19 protein-coding genes are annotated in these 20,878 nt (G+C 72.9%); 7 read left to right on the top strand and 12 right to left on the bottom strand.

Going from position 1 to position 20,878, the window contains the following annotated elements:
* Positions 1–750: 750 nt before the first annotated feature.
* A complete protein-coding gene (gene trpS, locus ACWDX7_RS16135) occupies positions 751–1,749 on the top strand; it encodes a tryptophan--tRNA ligase (RefSeq protein WP_451491331.1) in 999 nt (332 codons plus the stop codon).
* Positions 1,750–1,799: 50 nt separating this feature from the next.
* Here trpS and proC read toward each other — a convergent pair whose 3' ends face one another.
* From proC to ACWDX7_RS16110, 5 genes are all read right to left on the bottom strand, one after another.
* Complete coding sequence (proC, locus tag ACWDX7_RS16130) at positions 1,800–2,609, bottom strand: pyrroline-5-carboxylate reductase (protein WP_451491332.1); 810 nt, start codon at positions 2,607–2,609, stop codon at positions 1,800–1,802.
* A 122-nt stretch (positions 2,610–2,731) separates the two neighbouring features.
* The gene (locus ACWDX7_RS16125; protein ID WP_451491333.1) at positions 2,732–3,562 is read right to left on the bottom strand and encodes an ABC transporter permease; all 831 of its coding nucleotides are present in this window, start codon (positions 3,560–3,562) and stop codon (positions 2,732–2,734) included.
* Positions 3,559–4,356 carry an ABC transporter ATP-binding protein gene (locus ACWDX7_RS16120; RefSeq protein ID WP_451491334.1) on the bottom strand — a complete coding sequence of 266 codons (798 nt, stop codon included), beginning with the start codon at positions 4,354–4,356 and terminating at the stop codon, positions 3,559–3,561. Before ACWDX7_RS16120 ends, ACWDX7_RS16125 begins: the two co-directional genes overlap by 4 nt.
* Before the next feature lie 104 nt (positions 4,357–4,460).
* Entirely contained in the window at positions 4,461–4,994 is a 534-nt protein-coding gene (locus ACWDX7_RS16115) for a hypothetical protein (RefSeq protein WP_451491452.1), read from the bottom strand.
* A 149-nt stretch (positions 4,995–5,143) separates the two neighbouring features.
* On the bottom strand, positions 5,144–5,446 hold the full coding sequence (locus ACWDX7_RS16110; protein ID WP_451491335.1) for a peptidase: 303 nt from the start codon (positions 5,444–5,446) through the stop codon (positions 5,144–5,146).
* A gap of 105 nt (positions 5,447–5,551) precedes the next feature.
* Between ACWDX7_RS16110 and ACWDX7_RS16105 the strand changes: the two genes are divergently transcribed.
* Positions 5,552–7,756: a serine/threonine-protein kinase gene (locus tag ACWDX7_RS16105; RefSeq protein WP_451491336.1), complete on the top strand. Its 2,205-nt coding sequence runs from the start codon at positions 5,552–5,554 to the stop codon at positions 7,754–7,756.
* A 97-nt stretch (positions 7,757–7,853) separates the two neighbouring features.
* Here the strand turns inward: ACWDX7_RS16105 and ilvD are convergent, their stop codons facing one another.
* The 5 genes from ilvD to ACWDX7_RS16080 all read right to left on the bottom strand — a co-directional run bounded on the left by ilvD (position 7,854) and on the right by ACWDX7_RS16080 (position 13,126).
* Positions 7,854–9,704 (bottom strand): dihydroxy-acid dehydratase, encoded by a 1,851-nt coding sequence (ilvD, locus tag ACWDX7_RS16100; RefSeq protein ID WP_451491337.1) that lies wholly within the window; start codon positions 9,702–9,704, stop codon positions 7,854–7,856.
* Between the two features lie 230 nt (positions 9,705–9,934).
* Positions 9,935–10,552, bottom strand: coding sequence for a TetR/AcrR family transcriptional regulator (locus ACWDX7_RS16095; protein WP_451491338.1), 618 nt, complete (start codon positions 10,550–10,552; stop codon positions 9,935–9,937).
* A complete protein-coding gene (locus ACWDX7_RS16090; protein WP_451491339.1) occupies positions 10,549–11,409 on the bottom strand; it encodes a sugar phosphate isomerase/epimerase family protein in 861 nt (286 codons plus the stop codon). Before ACWDX7_RS16090 ends, ACWDX7_RS16095 begins: the two co-directional genes overlap by 4 nt.
* Positions 11,410–11,532: 123 nt before the next feature.
* Positions 11,533–12,114 (bottom strand): HD domain-containing protein, encoded by a 582-nt coding sequence (locus ACWDX7_RS16085; protein ID WP_451491340.1) that lies wholly within the window; start codon positions 12,112–12,114, stop codon positions 11,533–11,535.
* 16 nt (positions 12,115–12,130) lie between these two features.
* Positions 12,131–13,126, bottom strand: a complete 996-nt coding sequence (locus tag ACWDX7_RS16080; RefSeq protein WP_451491341.1) for an XRE family transcriptional regulator — start codon at positions 13,124–13,126, stop codon at positions 12,131–12,133.
* A gap of 299 nt (positions 13,127–13,425) precedes the next feature.
* On the opposite strand from ACWDX7_RS16080, the gene ACWDX7_RS16075 reads away from it, so the two are divergent.
* Both ACWDX7_RS16075 and ACWDX7_RS16070 read left to right on the top strand, forming a co-directional pair.
* The gene (locus ACWDX7_RS16075) at positions 13,426–13,599 is read left to right on the top strand and encodes a hypothetical protein (protein WP_451491342.1); all 174 of its coding nucleotides are present in this window, start codon (positions 13,426–13,428) and stop codon (positions 13,597–13,599) included.
* Positions 13,592–13,801, top strand: coding sequence for a hypothetical protein (locus ACWDX7_RS16070; protein ID WP_451491343.1), 210 nt, complete (start codon positions 13,592–13,594; stop codon positions 13,799–13,801). Before ACWDX7_RS16075 ends, ACWDX7_RS16070 begins: the two co-directional genes overlap by 8 nt.
* Before the next feature lie 280 nt (positions 13,802–14,081).
* On the opposite strand, the gene ACWDX7_RS16065 is transcribed toward ACWDX7_RS16070, so the two are convergent.
* On the bottom strand, positions 14,082–15,023 hold the full coding sequence (locus ACWDX7_RS16065) for a Ppx/GppA phosphatase family protein (RefSeq protein WP_451491344.1): 942 nt from the start codon (positions 15,021–15,023) through the stop codon (positions 14,082–14,084).
* Positions 15,024–15,086: 63 nt separating this feature from the next.
* Between ACWDX7_RS16065 and ACWDX7_RS16060 the strand changes: the two genes are divergently transcribed.
* Positions 15,087–15,920, top strand: coding sequence for a hypothetical protein (locus tag ACWDX7_RS16060; RefSeq protein WP_451491345.1), 834 nt, complete (start codon positions 15,087–15,089; stop codon positions 15,918–15,920).
* A gap of 61 nt (positions 15,921–15,981) precedes the next feature.
* Here the strand turns inward: ACWDX7_RS16060 and ACWDX7_RS16055 are convergent, their stop codons facing one another.
* Entirely contained in the window at positions 15,982–17,757 is a 1,776-nt protein-coding gene (locus ACWDX7_RS16055; protein WP_451491346.1) for a BACON domain-containing protein, read from the bottom strand.
* A gap of 343 nt (positions 17,758–18,100) precedes the next feature.
* Here ACWDX7_RS16055 and radA point away from each other — a divergent pair, with 343 nt between their 5' ends.
* Positions 18,101–19,525 (top strand): DNA repair protein RadA, encoded by a 1,425-nt coding sequence (gene radA, locus ACWDX7_RS16050; protein WP_451491347.1) that lies wholly within the window; start codon positions 18,101–18,103, stop codon positions 19,523–19,525.
* Between the two features lie 172 nt (positions 19,526–19,697).
* Entirely contained in the window at positions 19,698–20,822 is a 1,125-nt protein-coding gene (gene disA / locus ACWDX7_RS16045; protein ID WP_451491348.1) for a DNA integrity scanning diadenylate cyclase DisA, read from the top strand.
* Positions 20,823–20,878 lie beyond the last annotated feature (56 nt).

Genomic DNA, 20,878 nt, shown 5'->3' with positions numbered 1-20,878 from the left:
TGATTTTTGGCACGCTGTTGAGTTCTCAAGGAACGGACGCTTCCTTTGTACTCACCTCAGCACATCGGCTGCGGCTTTCCTCCGGGCTTCGTTCTATGTTTCCGACTCTATCAGACTCTTTCGCGTCCGATTCCCGGTCGAAGCGGGTTTCGCTTTCCAGCGTTCCCGCTTTCGCGTTTCCCTTTCCGGCGATTCCGACTCTATCAGATCCTTATCGGGCCTGATCCCAGTCAGCGGGCTTTGCCTTGAGGGCCGTTGGGCCCTTGCGGCGAGTGAGACAGTAGCGGATTCCTCGCCACCGAACCAATCGGCGGCCGCGCCCTTCGGACACGGATTCCTCATTCGCAAATACGCATGAAAACGAGACGACGAAGTGCGTCGTTCGTTCGAGTGGGTAGTGCGGAATGGCTGTCCGGGGACCGACCGGGGCCGGCGCTCACTTCGGACAACTCGAAGAACCTTACGGAGCAGGTACGGGTGTGTCAACCTCCGTCCACCCGAGCCGCGCGGGACGCCCTAACTTCCCCCCGTTCTCCCGCGCCTCCCTCTACGCTGGGCCCATGACTACGCATGCGCTCACGCTCAGCCTTCGCTGGTGGGCCGCCTGACGGCGGCCCTCCTTCCACGCGAGCACGCATGCGCTCACGGCCGCCGCTTACGGCGGCCGTTCTTGTTTCTCCCCCCTCCGGGAGGGCCCGGTCGCCCGACGCGGTGGCCCGGTACCCACTCACACACAAGGGAGAGCAGGACATGACGAGGATCTTCAGCGGGGTCAAACCGACCGGCCACCTGACCCTGGGGAACTACCTGGGGGCCGTGCGGCAGTGGGTCGCCGCCGACCAGCAGGCCGACGAGGCGCTGTTCTGCGTCGTGGACCTGCACGCGCTCACCGTGGCGCACGAGCCGGCGCGGGTGCGGCGGCTCAGCCGGCAGGCGGCGACACTGCTGCTCGCCGCAGGGCTCGATCCGCAGCGGTGCACGCTCTTCGTGCAGAGCCATGTCGACGAGCACACCCGGCTGGCGTACCTGCTGGAGTGCACCGCCACCGACGGCGAGCTGCGGCGCATGATCCAGTACAAGGAGAAGACGGCGCAGGCGCGGTCCGCCGGGGACGGCGTACGGCTGTCCCTGCTCACCTATCCGGTGCTGATGGCCGCCGACATCCTGGCGTACGGGACCGACGAGGTGCCGGTGGGTGAGGACCAGCGGCAGCACGTCGAGCTGACCCGGGACCTCGCGGTGCGGTTCAACCAGCGGTACGGGCACACCTTCACCGTCCCGAAAGCGACGCTTCCGGCGGTGGCCGCGCGGGTCATGGACCTGCAGGCGCCGACCTCGAAGATGGGTAAGTCCCACGCGAGCGGAGCCGGGATCGTCTACCTGCTGGACGAACCCGGGGCCGTGCGCAAGAAGGTGATGCGGGCGGTCACCGACAGCGCCGACGGCGCCGTGGTCCACGACCGGCAGGCGCGGCCCGGAGTCGCGAACCTGCTCGACATCCTGGCGGCCTGCACCGGGGGTGATCCGGCCGCGCTGGCGGACGGGTACCAGGGGTACGGCGCGCTCAAGCGGGACGTCGCCGACGCGGTGGTCGAGCTGTTGCGGCCGGTGCGGGAGCGTCACGCCGAGCTCGCGGCCGATCCGGGCGCGGTGGAGGAGGTCTTGCGGGAGGGGGCCGGGCGGGCACGGGCGCTGGCCCGGCCGCTGGTGGACCGGGCGTACCGGGCGATCGGCCTCCTCGAACCCTGAGGGACTCGGACCGGCATGGGGTGCGGCCGGGGCGGGCCGTCCCCCCCTTCTCAGCCGTTGCCGGAGGCGAGCTCGCGGCTGCGGTCGCGGGCCGCTTCGAGGGCGGCGATCAGCGCTGCCCGCACGCCGTGCTTCTCCAGCTCCACGATGGCGTTGATCGTCGTACCGGCCGGGGAGGTGACGGCCTCGCGGAGCTTCACCGGGTGCTCGCCGCTGTCGCGGAGCATCACGGCGGCGCCGATCGCGGCCTGCACGATCAGGTCGTGCGCCTGGGCGCGGGGCAGGCCGAGGAGGATGCCCGCGTCGGTCATGGCTTCCACGAGGAAGTAGAAGTACGCGGGGCCGGAGCCGGAGAGGGCGGTCGCCGCGTCCTGCTGGGACTCGGGGACGCGCAAGGTCTTGCCCACCCCGCCGAAGATCTCCTCGGTGTGGAGCAGGTGGTCGGCGGTGGCGTGGCTGCCGGCCGAGATGACCGACATGGCCTCGTCGACGAGGGCGGGGGTGTTCGTCATGACGCGCACCACGGGGGTCCCGGCCGCGAGCCGCTCCTCGAAGTAGGAGGTGGGGACACCCGCCGCGCCGCTGATGACCAGGCGGTCGGCGGGGACGTGCGGGGCGAGCTCTTCGAGGAGCTTGCCCATGTCCTGCGGCTTGACGGTGAGGATGAGGGTGTCGGCGCGCTTGGCGGCCTCCGCGTTGCTGACGGCCTCGACGCCGTAGCGCGTACGGAGCTCCTCGGCCCGTTCGGCGCGGCGGGCGGTGACCAGGAGTTTCGAGGCGGGCCAGCCCGCCCGGATCATGCCGCTGAGCAGGGCTTCACCGATCTTGCCGGTACCGAGGACTGCGACTGTCTGGGTCATGCCCGATCCACCTCGCCGAACGTTTGCTGCGCGTGCGCTCCGTATACGTCCTCATCCTCGCACCCGGGCCGGTGCCGGAGAGCGGTTGTCCGGTCCGTGGGCGCCGCGCGGTCCGCACGGGCTCAGGGTGTGCGGCGGCGGAGGGTGGCCGCGCCCAGGACGAGGACGAGCAGGGCGCAGGCGGCGACGACGACGGCGTCGCGGACGAAGTCGGCGGTCATGTCGGTGTGGGTGAGGACCTGGGTCATGCCGTCGACGGCGTAGGACATGGGCAGGACGTCGGAGATGGCCTCCAGGACCGGATGCATGGTGTGGCGGGGCGTGAACAGGCCGCAGAGCAGCAGCTGGGGGAAGATCACGGCCGGCATGAACTGGACGGCCTGGAATTCGGAGGACGCGAAGGCGGAGACGAAGAGGCCGAGGGCGGTGCCGAGGAGCGCGTCGAGGAGGGCGACGAGCAGGACCAGCCAGGGGGATCCGACCACGTCGAGGCCGAGGAGCCACAGGGCGAGGCCGGTGGCGAGGAGGGACTGGACGGCGGCGACGGCGGCGAAGGCGAGGGCGTAGCCGGCGATGAGGTCGCCCTTGCCGAGGGGCATGGCGAGGAGGCGTTCCAGGGTGCCGGAGGTGCGCTCGCGCAGTGTGGCGATGGAGGTCACCAGGAACATCGTGATCAGCGGGAAGATGCCGAGGAGGCTGGCGCCGACGCTGTCGAAGGTGCGCGGGTTCGCGTCGAAGACGAAGCGCAGCAGCGTGAGCATCAGTACGGGAACCAGGAGCATCAGCGCGATGGAGCGCGGGTCGTGGCGGAGCTGGCGCAAGACGCGGGCGGCGGTGGCGGCGGTGCGGGAGAGGGAGGGCGCCAGGCGCGCGCCCGAGAGGCCGGGTGCGGGCGCCGGGCCGGGGGTGGCGGCGGACGTTCGGGCGGTGGCGGGTGAGGGACGGGGGTTCATCGGCTCTGCTCCCGGGGGGCGGTCGCGTTGGCTTCGTCGACGAGGCGCAGGAAGGCCTCCTCGACGGTGGCGCAGTGCGTACGGGCGCGCAGTGCGTCGGGGGTGTCCTGGGCGAGGATGCGGCCCTCGCGCATGAGCAGCAGGTCGTGGCAGCGCTCGGCCTCGTCCATGACGTGGGAGGAGACGAGGATCGTCGCCCCGCGGGTGGCGGCGATCTCGTGGAAGAGCTGCCACAGGTCGCGGCGCAGGACGGGGTCGAGGCCGACCGTGGGTTCGTCGAGGACCAGGAGCTCGGGGGCGCCGAGCAGGGCGACGGCGAGGGAGACGCGGCTGCGCTGGCCGCCGGAGAGGTTGCCGGCCAGGGCGTCGGCGTGGGTGGTGAGGTCGACGTCGGAGATGGCGCGGGTGACCGTGCCGGCACGGCGGTCGGCGGCGGCGCGGCCGGGGTCGAGGACGGCGGCGAAGTAGTCGAGGTTCTGCCGGACGGTGAGGTCGTCGTAGACGGAGGGCGCCTGGGTGACGTAGCCGATGCGCGAGCGGAGGTCGGGGTGGCCGGCGGGGCGGCCGAGGACTTCGAGGGTGCCGGTGACGTGGGCCTGAGTGCCGACGACGGCGCGCATGAGAGTGGACTTCCCGCAGCCGGAGGGGCCCAGGAGGCCGGTGATACGGCCGCGCGGCACGTCGAAGGCGATGCCGTCGAGGACGGTGCGGGGGGCGCGGCCGGTGCCTCGGCGGACGGTCAGACCGCGGGCGTGCACGGCGGTCGTGACTCCTTCGGACTGGTTATTCATCATGTGATGAATAATGCTCCCGGCTGTGCCGGGACGTCAACCGGGGGGAGGAGACACGGAGGCCGGGCGGGTCCGGCGGGTCTCGGCCGGGGTCTCGGCGGCCGGGGTTACTTCTTGCGCTTGGGGCGGCGAGCGGCCGGGTTGCCCGTACGGGAGGTGCGGCGGCGGACGAACTCGGCCGAGGCGCGCTCGTACTCGGCGCGGCGCAGCTTCTCGCCCGGAGCCTCGACCAGGCAGCGCAGGAAGTACGCGATGAGGGAGCCGATGAAACCGATGGCCTTGAGGCCCTTGAGGGCCGCCTCGTCGGAGGAGGGGGCCGGGCGGCGGCTGAAGGAGTCCCAGGTCTTGGCGAAGGCGATGGAGCTGGCGATCGCGAAGAGGACCACGACGGAGATGCTGAGGAACGGGCCGACGTCGCCGATCTCCAGGCCCTCGTAGGCGAAGCGGAGGACGAAGGCGCCGAGCACGGCGGCGGCCAGAGAGCCGAGGGCGGCGCCGGCGCGGCGCAGGGCGTAGCCGCCGTCGTGGTTCACCCAGGTGGTACCGAAGAAACGGATCGCTTCGGGCTCCGGGCCGGTCGGGGCCGCCGGGGCCGGGCCGGCGGGGGTCTGGTCTCGCTGGTCGTCGCTCACATCAGCGATTATCCCCCGTCGGTCCGGCCGGGCCAGGGCGTGTCTCACGTGTCAGACGGGCCGTGCGGATGTACGGGCTGTGCGGGATGTACGGGCCGTGCGGGATGAACGGCCGTGCGGGACAGAGGACCTGCTGGACGTGAGCGGCTTGCAGGAGGTCAGCCGCAGCGGTTGGTGACGTAGCCGTCTGCGCCCGTCTTCACGTAGGCGTCGGACACGTAGAGCCCGTTGCCTATGCAGTCCCAGATGTTCGTGGTGCCGTACGGGCCGGTGACCGTGGTGCCCGGGCACTGGCAGCGGATGGACACGACGGCGTCGTAGGGCAGGACCTTCATGATCGAATAATGGGTGCCCGGACCACTGCGGACATTGACGCGGTATCCCGGGGCGACCGGATACGACTGGTATCCGGATTCTCCGGAAAGGCTTTCGACCTGGTCCGGAACGCTTTCAACCGACATGAGAAATCTCCCCCTTGAGCATGACGCTCCGCAACTCGCGCAGGGTAGCAGGACCTTACCGGTCCATATGAGCCATCCGCTAGGCTCCGGCGGGGGTGGTCGGCAGTGCATTCACCGCGCGCGGAGCGAGCCGGATTTCCGGAGTACGCCGGTCAGTACCGGCTGGAATCCGTCCTGGGCTCCGGCGGCATGGGGGTCGTACATCTGGCCACCTCGGGATCCGGGCTGCGGCTGGCCGTCAAGGTCGTGCACCCGCAGCACGCGGTGGATCCGGAGTTCCGGGCGCGGTTCCGGCAGGAGGTCGCCGCCGCCCGGCGGGTGAGCGGGGCCTTCACGGCGCCGGTCGTGGACGCCGATCCCGGAGCCGAGCGGCCCTGGATGGCCACCCTGTTCATCGACGCGCCGACCCTCGCCGAGCGGGTACGGGAGCGGCCGCTCGACGAGGCCGAGGCGGCGCGGCTCGGCGCCGGACTGGCGGAGGCCCTGCGGGACATCCACCGGGCCGGTGTGGTGCACCGGGATCTGAAGCCCAGCAACGTGCTGATGGCGCCCGACGGGGTACGCGTCATCGACTTCGGGATCTCGCGGCCGACGGACAGCGATCTGCGCACCGAGACCGGCAAGCTGATCGGGACACCGCCGTTCATGGCGCCGGAGCAGTTCCAGCGGCCCCGGGAGGTGGGACCGGCCGCGGACGTGTTCGCGATGGGCGCCGTGCTCACGCACGCGATGACCGGCCGCGGACCCTTCGATTCCGACAGCCACTATCTCGTCGCCTACCAGGTGGTGCACAGCGAGCCGGATCTGACGGGGGTGCCGGCCGCTCTCGCCCCCCTCATCGCCCGCTGCCTGGCGAAGGACCCCGCCGACCGGCCCACTCCCGACGCCCTGCTCGGTGAGCTGCGGGCCGCCGCCTATCCGACCGGCGAGGACACCCGGGTCTTCCCGCATCCGCGCCACCCGCACCCGCGCCGCCCGCTGCCGTCCGGGCCGGAGCCGTCCGGGCCGGAGCCGTCCGGGCCGGAGCCGGTGGCCGACGAGCTCACGCACCGCCGGGTGGACGTACGCCCTGCGGCGGCCGCATCAGGCGCGGCCACCGGTCAGGGGCGGGGGCGGGGGCGGGGGCGATGGCGATGGCGGGCCGCCGGGGCGCTGGCCGCCGGACTCCTGCTGACCGGTGGGGCGGCCGGTGGATATCTGCAGCTCCGGGGGGAGCGGGAGCCCGCCGTGCACACGGCCGCGCAGGAACCGGCGCCGCCCGCCCCGCCGTTCAGCCCGTGGGTGACGCCCCTGGAGAGCCAGGGGGCGGGGAACCGCATCGTGTCCTGCTCCGGAGCCGGCGGCGCCCTGTACTGCTCGACGCCCCAGCTGGCCGCCGCCCGGCTGGACCCGGCCGACGGCTCCGTCTCCTGGTCGGTCCGGGCCGCCGCCCCCGGGGCCGGCGGCCGGGCCCCGCTGCACGTCGGCGGACTCGTCCTGACCGAGGCCGCCGGAGGCCGGGCCGTGCGGGCCCTCGATCCGGAAACCGGTGACCGGCGCTGGGAGAAGGAACTCCCGGCAGGCGCCAGGGTCGTACCGGCTGCCGGGGCCGTCCTCCTGGCCGGCGGGGACGGTGAGGTCACCGCCCTCGACGCGGCCACCGGAGCGGTCAGGTGGACCAAGCGGATCGGTGGCGTGGGATCGCTGTGGACCGCCGGCCCCGAAGGACCGGACGGAGCACTCCTGTACGCCGCCACCCCCTCCGGGGACGGCAGGACCACCGAGATCACGGCCGTCGAGGCCGCCCACGGCACGGTCCGGTGGCGGGTGCGCACCGCCGGGACGGCCGAGCCGGTCGGCGTGTCGGACGGGGCCCTGCACCTGCTGCGGAGCGACAACGCGGCGAGGGCCCGTGGCGTGCTCCGGGTGGATCTGGCGACCCGGTCGGTGAAGGAGACCCCGCTCGCCGTTCCCCTGCTGCAAGCGGAGGCGGCCGTGAGCCCCGAGGGCGTGGTGTACGCCGCCGGGGCCTCGGGCGCGCTGGCGGCGGTCGGCGGGGACGCGGAGCTGTGGCGGCTGGAGACGGGCGCGGCGATCACCTCGCGCCCCGTACCGGGCGGCGGGCGGGTCTACCTGACGGCGGTCGACGGGCGGCTGCTCGCGGTGGACGCCGGGGCGGGCCGCCTCATCGGCCAGACGAAGGCCCGGATGGGTTCGGGACAGTACAGCGGGACGATCCCCGCCCCCGTGGTGGCGGACGGGCGGGTGTTCGGGACCGCGCCCGACGGGACGGTGTTCACGGTGGACGCCGCAGCTCCCGGCGGGTGGTGAACAGGCCGCGCCCCCGCCGCGGGTGCGGTGGGGGCGCGTACGGGGCGTAGGGGCGCGTACGGCGCAGGCACAGGGGCTCAGGCCCGGGATCCCGGCCTCAGCCCAGCAGGGAGACGTCGCGGACCGCGCCCTTGTCGGCGCTCGTGGCCATGGCGGCGTAGGCCCGCAGGGCCGCCGACACCTTGCGCTCGCGGTTCTTCGGGGCGTAGACGCCGCCGAGGGCCTCACGGCGGGCGTCCAGGGTGGCGTCGTCGACCAGGAGGTCGATCGAGCGGTTCGGGATGTCGATGCGGATGCGGTCGCCGTCCTCCACCAGGGCGATGGTGCCGCCCGAGGCCGCCTCCGGGGAGGCGTGGCCAATCGAGAGGCCCGAGGTGCCGCCGGAGAAACGGCCGTCGGTGACCAGGGCGCAGACCTTGCCGAGACCGCGGCCCTTGAGGAAGGAGGTCGGGTAGAGCATCTCCTGCATGCCCGGGCCGCCGCGGGGGCCCTCGTACCGGATGACGACGACGTCACCCGGCTTGATCTCCTTGCGCAGGATCTTGTCGACGGCCTCGTCCTGCGACTCGCAGACGACCGCCGGGCCCTCGAAGGTCCAGATCGACTCGTCCACGCCCGCCGTCTTCACGACGCAGCCGTCGGCGGCGATGTTGCCGCGCAGGACGGCGAGGCCGCCGTCCTTGGAGTACGCGTGCTGCACGGAGCGGATGCAGCCGCCCTCGGCGTCGAGGTCGAGGGTCTCCCAGCGCTCGGACTGGGAGAAGGCGGTGGCGGAACGCTTGCAGCCGGGGGCCGCGTACCACAGCTCCATGGCCTCGGCGGAGGCGGTGCCGGAGCGGGCGTCCCACTTCGCCAGCCAGTCCTCCAGGTTGTCCGAGTGGACCGTGGTGACGTCCTTGTTCAGGAGCCCGCCGCGGTGCAGCTCGCCGAGGATGGCGGGGATGCCGCCGGCCCGGTGGATGTCCTCCATGTAGTACGTGCCGCCGGGCGCCACGTTCGGCGCGACCTTCGACAGGCACGGGACCCGCCGCGAGACCGCGTCGATGTCGGTGAGGTCGTAGTCCAGGCCCGCCTCCTGCGCGGCGGCGAGGAGGTGCAGGATCGTGTTGGTCGAGCCGCCCATGGCGATGTCGAGGGCCATGGCGTTCTCGAAGGCCTCGCGGCTGGCGATGGCGCGGGGCAGGACGGACTCGTCGCCGTCCTCGTAGTACCGCTTGGTGATCTCCACGACGGTCCGGCCGGCGTCCTCGTACAGGGCGCGGCGGGCGGTGTGGGTGGCGAGGACGGAGCCGTTGCCGGGGAGGGCCAGGCCGATGGCCTCGGCGAGGCAGTTCATCGAGTTGGCGGTGAACATGCCGCTGCACGACCCACAGGTCGGACAGGCGTTCTCCTCGATGCGCAGGACGTCCTCGTCGGAGATGTTCTCGTTGGAGGCGTCGACCATGGCGTCGATCAGGTCGAGCTTGCGGACGGTGCCGTCTTCGAGGATGGCCTGACCGGCCTCCATCGGGCCGCCGGAGACGAAGACGACCGGGATGTTGAGGCGCATGGCGGCCATCAGCATGCCGGGGGTGATCTTGTCGCAGTTGGAGATGCAGATCAGGGCGTCGGCGCAGTGCGCCTCGACCATGTACTCGACCGAGTCGGCGATCAGGTCGCGCGACGGGAGGGAGTAGAGCATCCCGCCGTGCCCCATGGCGATGCCGTCATCCACCGCGATGGTGTTGAACTCGCGCGGGATCGCGCCCGCGGCGCGGATGGCGTCGGAGACGATCCGGCCGACCGGCGCCAGGTGGGTGTGGCCGGGGACGAACTCGGTGAAGGAGTTGGCGACCGCGATGATCGGCTTCCCGATGTCCGCGCTCGCTACGCCCGACGCACGCATCAGGGCGCGTGCGCCCGCCATGTTGCGGCCGTGGGTGACGGTGCGGGACCTCAGCTCGGGCATCGGTTCACTCCCCATGGGGTGCGGCCACGCGCGAACGCGGCCGCGGCTGTGGATAGGAATCAGTTACGAGGCTACGCCTCCTGCCCGCCACCCGGACAGTGCGTCCGCATGCCGGGACGCGCGGCTCGCTCTCCGGTCACGCGCCCGGTGGCGCGCCCGGTGGCGCGGCGCGGGCAGGCGGGCGGCTCGGCTGGGCGCTCCGGGGACGGACCCTGGGCCGCCACCGCGCCTCATTCCTCGGTCAGGTAGCGCTGGAGGGTAGGGGCCACCAGGGCGATGATGTCCTCCGGGTCCGCGGAGGCGAGGGGCTCGACCTGGACGACGTAGCGCAGGATCGCGATGCCCACCATGTGGGAGGCCGCGAGCTCGGCGCGGAAGGTCGGATCGGGTACGTCTAGATCGGCGGCCACCCGCTCCAGGACCCGGCGCAGCACGAGGCGGCGCAGCACCTTCGCCGCGGCCTCGTGGGTGAGCGCCGAGCGGATGACGGCGAGGAGGGGAGCGCGGGTCGCCGGATTCTCCCAGATGCCCAGGAAATACCGGGCCAGGCGCTCGCCGATGCCCTCGGGGCCCTCACCGATGACCGCGGGGACCAGGAGGGCGGGCTCCATGCTCAGCTCGATGGCCGCGGCGAAGAGGTCGTCCTTGCTGCCGAAGTAGTGGTGGACCAGCGCCGGGTCCACACCGGCCGCCTTGGCGATACCGCGGACGGAGGTCTTGTCGTAGCCGCGCGCCGCGAACTCGGAGCGCGCGGCGAGGCGGATGCGCTCCTGCGTGCCGGGGCCTTCCCCGGCCTCGTCCTGGCGGGGCCGGCCGGGGCGGCGGCGCGGCCGGGCGGAATCGGTCATGGGCGCGGGACCCGCAGCGGGGTGCCGGGGGCCGTGGGACCGGGGGCGGTGGCGGTGGCGGTGGCCAGGTGGAGCCGGGTGAAGGCGAGGGCCTCGGCGAGATCGGCCTCGCGTTCAGCGGAGGACATCGCGCGCCGCGTGTTGACCTCGATGACGACGTGGCCGTCGAAGGAGGTGCGGGCGAGCCGCTCCAGCAGCTCCGCGCAGGGCTGCGTACCGCGGCCGGGGACCAGGTGCTCGTCCTTGGCGGATCCGTTGCCGTCGGCGAGGTGGACGTGCGCGAGCCGGTCGCCCATCCGGTCGATCATCGCGAGGGCGTCCGTACGGGCGGTCGCGGTGTGGGACAGGTCGACCGTGAAATGCCGGTAATCGTCCTTGGTGACGTCCCACTCGGGGGCGTACGCGAGCATCTCGCGGTCGCGGTAGCGCCAGGGGTACATGTTCTCGACGGCGAAGCGGACGTCGGTCTCGTCAGCCATGCGCCAGATGCCGGCGACGAACTCGCGGGAGTACTGGCGCTGCCAGCGGAACGGCGGGTGCACGACGACCGCGCTCGCCCCGAGCCGCTCGGCCGCCGCCTGGGCGCGACGGAGCTTGGTCCACGGATCGGTGGACCAGACGCGCTGCGTGATGAGGAGGCAGGGGGCGTGCACGGCCAGGACCGGCACCTGATGGTCGTCGGACAGGCGGCGCAGGGCGTCGATGTCCTGGCTGACCGGATCCGTCCAGACCATGACCTCGACGCCGTCGTAGCCGAGGCGCGCGGCGGTCTCGAAGGCGGTCGCCGTCGACTCCGGATAGACGGAGGCGGTGGAGAGGGCGACTTTCGCGGTCGGAATACGGACTGGTTCTGCCACGCAGACAGGGTACGGGCCCACACCCACCCCGGAACGTGACGACCACCACGCGAGCGCCACCCCTTCGCCCGCCCTGCCCGCGGGCAGCCCTGACCGCGGCGGTGTACAGCGCGCCTGGACGGGTCATTCGCCGAGGAAGGTCTGCCGCCATTCCAGTGGGGACATGGTCAGCGCGGCCTCGGCGAGGGCCTGCGCCGACGCCGTCTTGAGGCTGCTCAGTGAGGTGTCGATCCAGTCCTGCACCAGGCTGTAGCCCTGGGCCCGGTACTCGACCGCCTGCACCAGGCACTCCAACTTGTCGGCATCCTTGGCCACGATCGCCTCGGGGGTGTCACCGTTCTCGTATTCACCCACCACCCGCTGTACTCCGGCCCTCACCGCCGGATGCGCGGCCGAGACCTGGTCGGCGGTGACGGTCTCGTTCGTCGCCGCGTCGATGTACCGGCGGCCGATGTGCGGGATGTCCCCGACCCGGGTCTCCTGGGTGTCGTGGAACAGGCACATCAGCGCCACCTTGGCCGGGTCCACCCCCTCCATCATGGCCAGTACGGCGCCGACGATCCCGACGCGGAAGGAGTGCTCGGCGATCGACTCGGGGTTGTTGTTCCCGGTGAACCACCAACCGGTCCGCTTGGCGTTCTTGAGCACACCCATCTCGAAGAGGAACCCTGCTGTCCCCTGCGCGTTCGCCGTCTCGTCTGCCATGCGGTGGACCTCCGGTTCAGGTTCGATCACGTAGAACGTAGTTCACGGTGCTCAGTTCACGGCGGGATCTTTCCGAGACGCAGCCCCCGTCCAACAGGTGCTCGGTACGCTCCGCCAGCTCGCGCACCAGGACGCCCGAGGCCTGCGGCAGCCACGGATGGGCCATGAGCAGGGCCCACATCGTGTGTGCGTACAGGTCGACGTAACCGGGCGCGTGGTGCAGGCCGTAGGTCAATCCCCGCAGCAGCGTGACGGGGTCCCAGCCGGTCAGCCGCCGGTCTCGCATAAACAGGTCATCGGACTGCGGCAGCGGCGTGCTGCCCAGCCAGTAGGCCCAGTAATTCAGATTCGCGGCCTCACCCGCGTCGTCGTCCACCATCGCCCGCTCGATGAAGTCCAGCAGCGGCACGGGATCACCGAGGCGGGCCAGGGCAGTCGCCGTCGACCTCGCCTCGGCCCACTGCGGTGTCCACCCCCTCCGAGCCAGCAGATCCCGCCGGGCGTGCAGAGCCTGTGCGGTCCACGCCGCCGCCTCCGGGCTCTTGTCATACGAGGTCAGATATAGGGCCTGGCGGTGCAACAGAACACCCTGAGGGTCGCTCCGAGGTGCTGCCTCCGCCGTAGTCCGCAACTGCTCGAAGAACTGGGCCCGTTCCGGCACGGGGAGGAGCGGAGAGGCCGCTACCGGCCCCCTCCGGCGCTGGGATGGAATACCGGTAAGGGAGGGTGGGCGGGTCCCGGTGAGCGCCCAGGCGAGCATGTGCGCAGTGTCCCGGGTGTGCACCCACTCCGAGAGAGGGTGCGGCCCGTCGGTGCCGCTGAGAGTGGCGCTGATGATCCGGTCCGCATCCATCGCCGCATCCAGCATCCCCACGATCGTCGCATCCGCACCAAGTGCGGCCAGCCGACGCCGCAGGCCGAGGAGATCCACAGCCCGTATGTGTGCGACCGGCCTCCGGCCAGACTCCCAGCCCTGCACTGTGGCCAGATCGACGCCGAGCGCCTCGGCCATCGCGGCCTGCGTGCGGGGGACCGACTCCCGGGCTGTGCGCAGCACAAACCCCGCGACCGTGCCAGTGACTGATCTTGCGACCATTTACACGCTCCCCACGCGACGTCTTAACGCCTACCCACAGTCAGTCCTATCGCACTCAGCGCGACCGTAGGTTCGTCAATCACTGAGGGGCCCGAGCCCTGAACCGGGGGAACAGTGCGAGGTGCTCGCGCACCCCTTGGGCTGCGCGAGCACCTCGCGACCCGCAAGGTCGCCCTGGTGAGCGACCCGCTCGCTGACGACGGTAGGGAGTGGTCATGATCAACCGAATCATCCACAGCTGCGCCCATGGCGTGCTCGGCATCGACATCCCGGAGGGCGCCTGGCCTGAGCTGGAGGCCATGCCCGAGCCCAGCCGGGATCTCCTCGACCGCGCGCTCGTCGGCTGGGAGCGCTTCATCGGCGTAGCTCAGGAGCCGTCCGGTGGCTGAGGTCTACGAATACGTGCCGCACCGACTCCTGCGTCGCCGCGTACGCGATATCGCGTCCGGCGTCGAGGGTGAGCTGATGGCCGTGATCAACGAGAACGTGTCGGACACAGGCGTCGAGCACTGGATGGAGCTCGCCTACATCCGGGGCGGGTCCGGACGTGAGTTTTCCACCGCCGTCGACAACATCGAGCCAGCCGGCTGAGCGGTGCGGCTCAGCGGGCAGGAAGAGACGCCGTCACGGAGGAGCGCGTAGCGATGTTGGCGGCTTGGGCCCCGCCCACCGCAGCCCCGTCCCGCAGGACGGGGCTCCGCCCCGGTGCCGAGGGGGCGGTGGGCAACCACCGCCCGGGCCCGACGTGGCCGAGGGGGTGAAGGCGGCGCCCCACCCGGACATCCGCCGAGCGACAGGCCCGCGCCCGCGCGGCGGCCCGCGCCGAGGCTCCCGTACGTAGTGGGCCGTACGCCGTACGCCGTACGCCCCCTCAGGCCCCGGAGCCCGTCGGGAGGTGGTCCAGGCGGCGGAGGATGACGCCCTCGCGGAGGGCCCACGGGCAGACTTCGAGGTCGTCGACGCCGAAGAGGTCCATCGCGCCCTCCGCGACCAGCGCGCCCGCCAGGAGCTGGCTCGCGCGGCCTTCCGAGACGCCCGGCAGCGCCGAGCGCTCCGCCGTCGTCATCGCGGCCAGGCGCGGGACCCATTCCTCCAGGGACTTGCGGGTCAGGTCCCGCTGGACGTACAGGCCGTCCGCCGAGCGGGCCGCGCCCGCTATACGGGCCAGCTGCTTGAAGGTCTTCGAGGTCGCCACCACGTGGTCCGGCGCGCCGAAGCGGCGGAATTCGCCGACGGTCCGGGCGATCTCGGCCCGTACGTGGCGCCGCAGCGCCCGCACGTCCGCCGGGTCCGGCGGGTCGCCCGGCAGCCAGCCGGCGGTGAGGCGGCCCGCGCCCAGCGGCAGGGAGACGGCCGCGTCCGGGTCCTCGTCCATGCCGTACGCGATCTCCAGCGAGCCCCCGCCGATGTCGAGCACCAGCAGTTTCCCGGCCGACCAGCCGAACCAGCGGCGCGCGGCCAGGAAGGTCAGCCGGGCCTCGTCCTCGCCGCTGAGGACCGGGAGGTCGACGCCCGTTTCGAGCTTCACGCGGGTCAGCACCTCGTCCGCGTTCGTGGCCTCGCGCACCGCGCTGGTGGCGAAGGGCAGCACGTCCTCGCAGCCCTTGTCCTCGGCTGCCTGCACCGCCTCGCCGATCACCGAGACGATGCGCTCGACGCCCTCCGGGGTGACGGCGCCGTGCTCGTCGAGCAGCTCCGCCAGCCGCAATTCCACCTTGTGGGAGTGCGCCGGCTGCGGACGCGCACCGGGGTGCGCGTCCACCACCAGCAGATGGATGGTGTTCGAACCCACATCAAGGACACCGAGTCTCATAGGGGGAAACGCTACTGCGGCGATCGCGCGGGGGTTACGGAAGGGGCGCTTAGGCTTGGGTTTGTGCCACATACGAAGAAGGCCAACGAGTCCCGGACGAAAAAAGCCAAGGGCAACACCCCGGCCGAGGTTCCGGCAGCGGTCGCGGTCGCGCCCGACGAGAAGGGGCTCGACTTCCCCCGGGCCTGGGTGGAGTTCCCCGACCCCGCCGACGACGAACAGGTCTTCCGCTGCGACCTGACCTGGCTGACCTCCCGCTGGACGTGCATCTTCGGCAGCGGCTGCCAGGGCATCCAGGCCGGCCGGGCGGACGACGGCTGCTGCACCCTCGGGGCCCACTTCTCCGACGAGGACGACGAGAAGCGGGTCGCGGAGAACGTCGCCCGGCTGACACCCGACCTGTGGCAGTTCCACGACGTCGGTACGGATTCCGGCTGGGTGCAGAAGGACGACGACGGGGAGCGGCAGACCCGGCGGTGGGAGGGGTCGTGCATCTTCCAGAACCGGCCCGGTTTCGCCGCCGGCGCCGGATGCGCGCTGCACATCCTCGCGCTGCGCGAGGGGCGCGAGCCGCTGGAGACCAAGCCCGACGTCTGCTGGCAGCTGCCGATCCGGCGCACGTACGACTGGATCGACCGGCCCGACGACACCCGGGTGCTCCAGGTCTCGATCGGCGAGTACGACCGCCGCGGCTGGGGCCCGGGCGGCCACGACCTGCACTGGTGGTGCACCTCGGCCACCTCCGCGCACGGCGCCGGCGAGCCGGTGTACGTGTCGTACCGCGCCGAGCTGACGGAGCTGATGGGCGAGGAGGGGTACGAGGCGCTCGTGAAGCTGTGCGAGGCGCGACTGGCCTCCCTGCTGCCGATGGCCCCGCACCCGGCCGACCCGGCGTAGGCCCGAAGCCGGAAACCGGCGCCCGCACCGGGCACCCGGCTCCACCCGAGTCCGGCGACGCCTACGCCACCTGGGAGGCCGACGGCGACGGGTCCGAGCCGGGGCCCGGCCCCGGGTCGGGGGAAACCGTTCCTCCTGGCCCGCCCGACGGCGTCGGCGTCGGTGCGGGCGACGGCGGCGGGGTCGTCGGCTGCGTCGGCGGCGGGGTCGGGCTCGGCGTGGGCGTCGGGTCCGGGGACGGCGGCGGCGGCGCGGGATGCGTCGGCTCCGGGGCCGGGCGCCCGCGGCCGCGGATGGAGACCACCGCGCCGCCCGGATCCACCCCGACCCGGGCCGTCCAGGCCCCCACGGGCTGTGATTCGGTGTCCACGGCGATCCGCAGGGTGACCGATTCTCCGGGAGCCAGGGTGCCCGCGGTGCGGCTCGCGCGCAGCCAGGGGCCGTCGGACCAGAGCCGCCAGTGCACGGGGGCGCCGCCGGACGCGGTGAGGGTGAGCAGGGTGGTCGTGCCGTGGGAGGACGCGGCCACGGTGAGGCGGCCGGGGCCGCCGACGCGGTCGCGGACCGCCGGGGGCCCGCTGCTGATCACCTCGACGGAGACGTCGGGGGCGGCGCTGCCGGGGGCGAAGCCGGGCCCGCCGGTGGTGGTGGCGTTGCCGGTGTTCTCGTAGGCCGCCAGCGGGCTGCCGTCCGTACCGGGCAGGGGGATCTCGGCGTCGCTCGCGGAGATACGGGTCCCGGCGCCGCCGGTGGGTTCACCGGTGGTCGGGGCTCCCCGGTACGCCGCCCACAGGGCCAGGACCGGCGCGGCGACGACGGTGGCGACCACGGTGGTGGTCACGGCCCGGGCGCGCAGCCGTTCGCGGCGGGCCGCGCGGTCCTTGGGGTCCATCGGGAAGCCGGTGCGGTGGAAGCTGGGCCCGGGCCCGCGGCGCCGGCCGCCGGAGCGGAGCATCGCCGCGTGGACGGCGGTACGGGGGGCCGGCACCAGTGGGAGGGCCGCCGTCTCGATGCCGCCGCAGCCCGGCCAGGGGGCCGCGGCGCCCACGCGCTCGGCGACGCGGCGGCAGCGCGGGCAGTCGTCGACGTGCCGGACGAGCTCGGCGCGCAGGGTGGTGGACAGCAGGACCTGGCCGTCACTGGTGAGGCGGGACACCGTGGGGCAGTTGCCCGTCTCGACCACCGCGAGGGCGGTGCGGGTCCGCTCCACCTCGCAGGCGGCGGCGGACAGGAGCTCGCGGGCGGCGGTCGCCGGGGTGCCGAGGACGGCCGCGAGCTCCGGCACGCCGAGGCGGTGGCGGACGGCGAGTTCGAGGGCCTCGCGCTGCTCGGGCGTGGTCCCGGCGGCCTCCGGCCAGGCGAGCCGGGCCAGCTCCGTGCGGCGGTAGGCGTTCACGTCGAGGACGCGGCGGGCGCCCGCGCCGTAGCCGGTGGCGGACCCGCGCGCGGCACCGGGAGTCCCGTCGCCCGCATCCGGCGCACGGTCGCAATCCGTGCGCTCCGGCGCACGCCGGGCGGAATGCGCTCCCCCTGGCGCGCGCCGCTGTTCGCCGAGCCGGCGCAGGCAGCCCCAGCGGGCGAGGGCATACAGCCAGGCCCGCCGGTCCCCCTCGTCCGGACACCGGCCGGGGTACCGCTCGGCCACGGCGAGGACGTCACCCAGCACGTCGGTGGCGGTGTCGTGGTCGCAGAGGACCGAGAGGCAGTACGTGAACAGGCCGTCGAGGTAGGGCTCGTGGCGGAAGGGGGGCGGCTGCTCTTCTTCGAGGGGCGTGCGCCCGTGCGCCCGGTGTGCGCCGGAGCGCGATGCGGGCTGCGGCTGGTTGCTGCTGTTCACCTCGCGACCGTAGGCGGCACGCCGCCGCGGCTCCGGAAGCCTTCCGCAGTTTTAGCCCTTACGGGTGAACAGATCGGTGGGACACTGACGGCCGCCCTGACGAAAGCCCGGCCGTGGCGGGCCCCGGCGCGGCGACAGGCTCCCGACCCACCCCCACCCGCGCACGCCCCACCCGCACCCGCACGCGCCCCGCCCGACCGCCACCGCCCGACCGCCCGACCGCACCGCTCGCCCGCCCCGCCCGACCGCCCGCACCCGCGCGCGCCGATTCGCAGCACCCCCGCCCGCCCCAAGCCCCACCGCGCGGCCGGGGCTGTCAGTGGCGGGGGCTACCGTGGCCCGCATGGCAGCCCGTACATCTCGTTCATCCGCCAAGGACCGGCCGTCCTACCGCTGTACCGAGTGCGGCTGGACGACCGCGAAGTGGCTGGGGCGGTGCCCCGAGTGCCAGGCGTGGGGCACCGTCGAGGAGATGGGCGCGCCCGCCGTGCGGACCACCGCCGCCGGCCGGGTGTCGACCGCCGCGCTGCCGATCGCCCAGGTCGACGGCCGGTCGGCGACGGCGCGCGGCACCGGCGTGGACGAGCTGGACCGGGTGCTCGGCGGCGGGCTCGTGCCCGGCGCCGTCGTGCTGCTCGCCGGGGAGCCGGGCGTCGGGAAGTCGACCCTGCTGCTGGACGTGGCGGCGAAGGCGTCCAGCGACGAGCACCGCACCCTGTACGTCACGGGCGAGGAGTCGGCGAGCCAGGTCCGGATGCGGGCCGACCGGATCGGCGCCCTGAGCGACCACCTGTACCTCGCCGCCGAGACCGACCTGTCCGCCGTACTGGGACACCTCGACGCCGTGAAGCCGTCGCTGCTGATCCTGGACTCCGTACAGACCGTCGCCTCCCCCGAGATCGACGGCGCGCCCGGCGGCATGGCCCAGGTGCGCGAGGTGGCCGGGGCGCTGATCCGGGCCTCCAAGGAGCGCGGGATGGCCACCCTGCTCGTCGGCCACGTGACCAAGGACGGGGCCATCGCCGGCCCCCGCCTCCTGGAGCACCTCGTCGATGTCGTCCTGAGCTTCGAGGGCGACCGGCACGCCCGGCTCAGGCTGGTGCGCGGCATCAAGAACCGGTACGGCGCCACCGACGAGGTGGGCTGCTTCGAGCTGCACGACGAGGGCATCACCGGGCTCGCCGACCCAAGCGGGCTCTTCCTGACCCGCCGCGCCGAAGCCGTGCCCGGGACCTGCCTGACCGTGGCCCTGGAAGGGAAGCGTCCGCTGGTCGCGGAGGTGCAGGCGCTCACGGTGGACTCCCAGATCCCTTCCCCGCGGCGCACCACCTCGGGCCTGGAGACCTCCCGCGTGTCGATGATGCTGGCGGTCCTGGAGCAGCGCGGCCGGATCACGGCGCTCGGCAAGCGCGACATCTACAGCGCCACGGTGGGCGGCGTGAAGCTCACCGAGCCGGCCGCCGACCTGGCGATCGCGCTCGCCCTGGCCTCCGCCGCCAGTGACGTCCCGCTCCCGAAGAACCTCGTGGCCATCGGCGAGGTCGGGCTGGCCGGTGAGGTGCGGCGGGTGACCGGCGTACAGCGGCGGCTCGCGGAGGCGCACCGGCTGGGCTTCACGCACGCCCTCGTACCGTCGGATCCGGGCAAGGTCCCGGCCGGCATGAAGGTCATCGAGGTCGCCGACATGGGCGACGCGCTCCGGGTGCTGCCGCGCGGCCGGTCCCGGACCCCGGCCAAGGAGCGGACCGGCGAGCGGACCGGCGAGTAGCGCGGTCGCGCCGCTGGTCAGGGGGTGCGTACGGGGTCCCCGGAGGCCGTACCTGGCCAAGCCACGGCGGGGCCGCGGCGCGCGCCGGTAGACTTTGGGCTGGTCCGCCCGGCCGTACGCACGTCATCCGTGCCCGCGGCACTGGCGGCGCAACCGCGACCGGAGGAGTGCAGTGGCAGCCAAGGACGGGGCAGCAGCATCCGGGAAGTCGGGCGCGAGCTCCAAGCAGGAGGCCTTGATGCGCGCCTCGCTGAGCGCGGTCGCACCTGGTCAGCCGCTGCGTGACGGCTTGGAGCGGATCGTCCGCGGCAACACCGGCGGCCTGCTCGTCCTCGGGATGGACAAGAGCGTCGAAGCGATGTGCACCGGCGGCTTCGTCCTGGACGTGGAGTTCACCGCGACCCGGCTGCGCGAGCTGTGCAAACTCGACGGCGCGCTCATCCTCGACAAGGACATCACCAAGATCCTGCGGGCCGGCGTGCAGCTGGTGCCGGACGCGTCGATCCCCACGGAGGAGACCGGTACCCGGCACCGCACCGCGGACCGGGTCTCGAAGCAGTGCGGGTTCCCGGTGGTGTCCGTGTCGCAGTCGATGCGGCTGATCGCGCTGTACGTGGACGGCGAGCGCCGCGTCCTGGAGGAGTCCGGGGCGATCCTGTCGCGGGCGAACCAGGCGCTGGCCACCCTTGAGCGGTACAAGCTGCGGCTGGACGAGGTCGCGGGCACGCTGTCGGCGCTGGAGATCGAGGACCTGGTGACGGTCCGCGACGTGACGGCGGTCGCGCAGCGGCTGGAAATGGTGCGCCGGATCGCGACCGAGATCGCCGAGTACGTGGTCGAGCTCGGCACGGACGGGCGGCTGCTGTCGCTCCAGCTGGACGAGCTGACGGTCGGGATCGAACAGGAGCGGGAGCTCGTCATCCGGGACTACGTGCCGGAGCCGACGGCGAAGCGTTCCCGCACCGTGGACGAGGCCCTCGCGGAACTGGACGCCCTGACGCATCCGGAGCTGCTGGAGCTGGCGATCGTGGCGAAGGCGCTCGGCTACACCGGCTCGCCGGAGACCCTGGACTCGGCGGTGTCGCCCCGCGGGTACCGGCTGCTGGCGAAGGTACCGAGACTGCCGGGGGCGATCATCGAGCGGCTCGTGGAGCACTTCGGCGGACTGCAGAAGCTGCTCGCCGCGAGCGTCGACGACCTCCAGACCGTGGACGGTGTCGGCGAGGCCCGCGCGCGCAGCGTCCGCGAGGGTCTGTCCCGGCTGGCGGAGTCCTCCATCCTGGAGCGGTACGTCTGAGACGACGGCCCCGCACCGGCCCGGCCCCTACGTGAACCGGGCGCGGGCCGGGGCCC

This window comes from Streptomyces sp. NPDC003034 (assembly GCF_053591375.1).
This window is presented reverse-complemented; position numbering and strand designations above follow the sequence as displayed.

Coding starts and splice junctions, on each gene's coding strand:
- ilvD (WP_451491337.1), bottom strand. CDS start 9,704: ATGCCCGAGCTGAGGTCCCGCACCGTCACCCACGGCCGCAACATGGCG.
- ACWDX7_RS16120 (WP_451491334.1), bottom strand. CDS start 4,356: ATGATGAATAACCAGTCCGAAGGAGTCACGACCGCCGTGCACGCCCGC.
- radA (WP_451491347.1), top strand. CDS start 18,101: ATGGCAGCCCGTACATCTCGTTCATCCGCCAAGGACCGGCCGTCCTAC.
- ACWDX7_RS16095 (WP_451491338.1), bottom strand. CDS start 10,552: ATGACCGATTCCGCCCGGCCGCGCCGCCGCCCCGGCCGGCCCCGCCAG.
- ACWDX7_RS16075 (WP_451491342.1), top strand. CDS start 13,426: ATGATCAACCGAATCATCCACAGCTGCGCCCATGGCGTGCTCGGCATC.
- ACWDX7_RS16125 (WP_451491333.1), bottom strand. CDS start 3,562: ATGAACCCCCGTCCCTCACCCGCCACCGCCCGAACGTCCGCCGCCACC.
- ACWDX7_RS16065 (WP_451491344.1), bottom strand. CDS start 15,023: ATGAGACTCGGTGTCCTTGATGTGGGTTCGAACACCATCCATCTGCTG.
- ACWDX7_RS16085 (WP_451491340.1), bottom strand. CDS start 12,114: ATGGCAGACGAGACGGCGAACGCGCAGGGGACAGCAGGGTTCCTCTTC.
- ACWDX7_RS16110 (WP_451491335.1), bottom strand. CDS start 5,446: ATGTCGGTTGAAAGCGTTCCGGACCAGGTCGAAAGCCTTTCCGGAGAA.
- ACWDX7_RS16080 (WP_451491341.1), bottom strand. CDS start 13,126: ATGGCCGAGGCGCTCGGCGTCGATCTGGCCACAGTGCAGGGCTGGGAG.
- trpS (WP_451491331.1), top strand. CDS start 751: ATGACGAGGATCTTCAGCGGGGTCAAACCGACCGGCCACCTGACCCTG.
- proC (WP_451491332.1), bottom strand. CDS start 2,609: ATGACCCAGACAGTCGCAGTCCTCGGTACCGGCAAGATCGGTGAAGCC.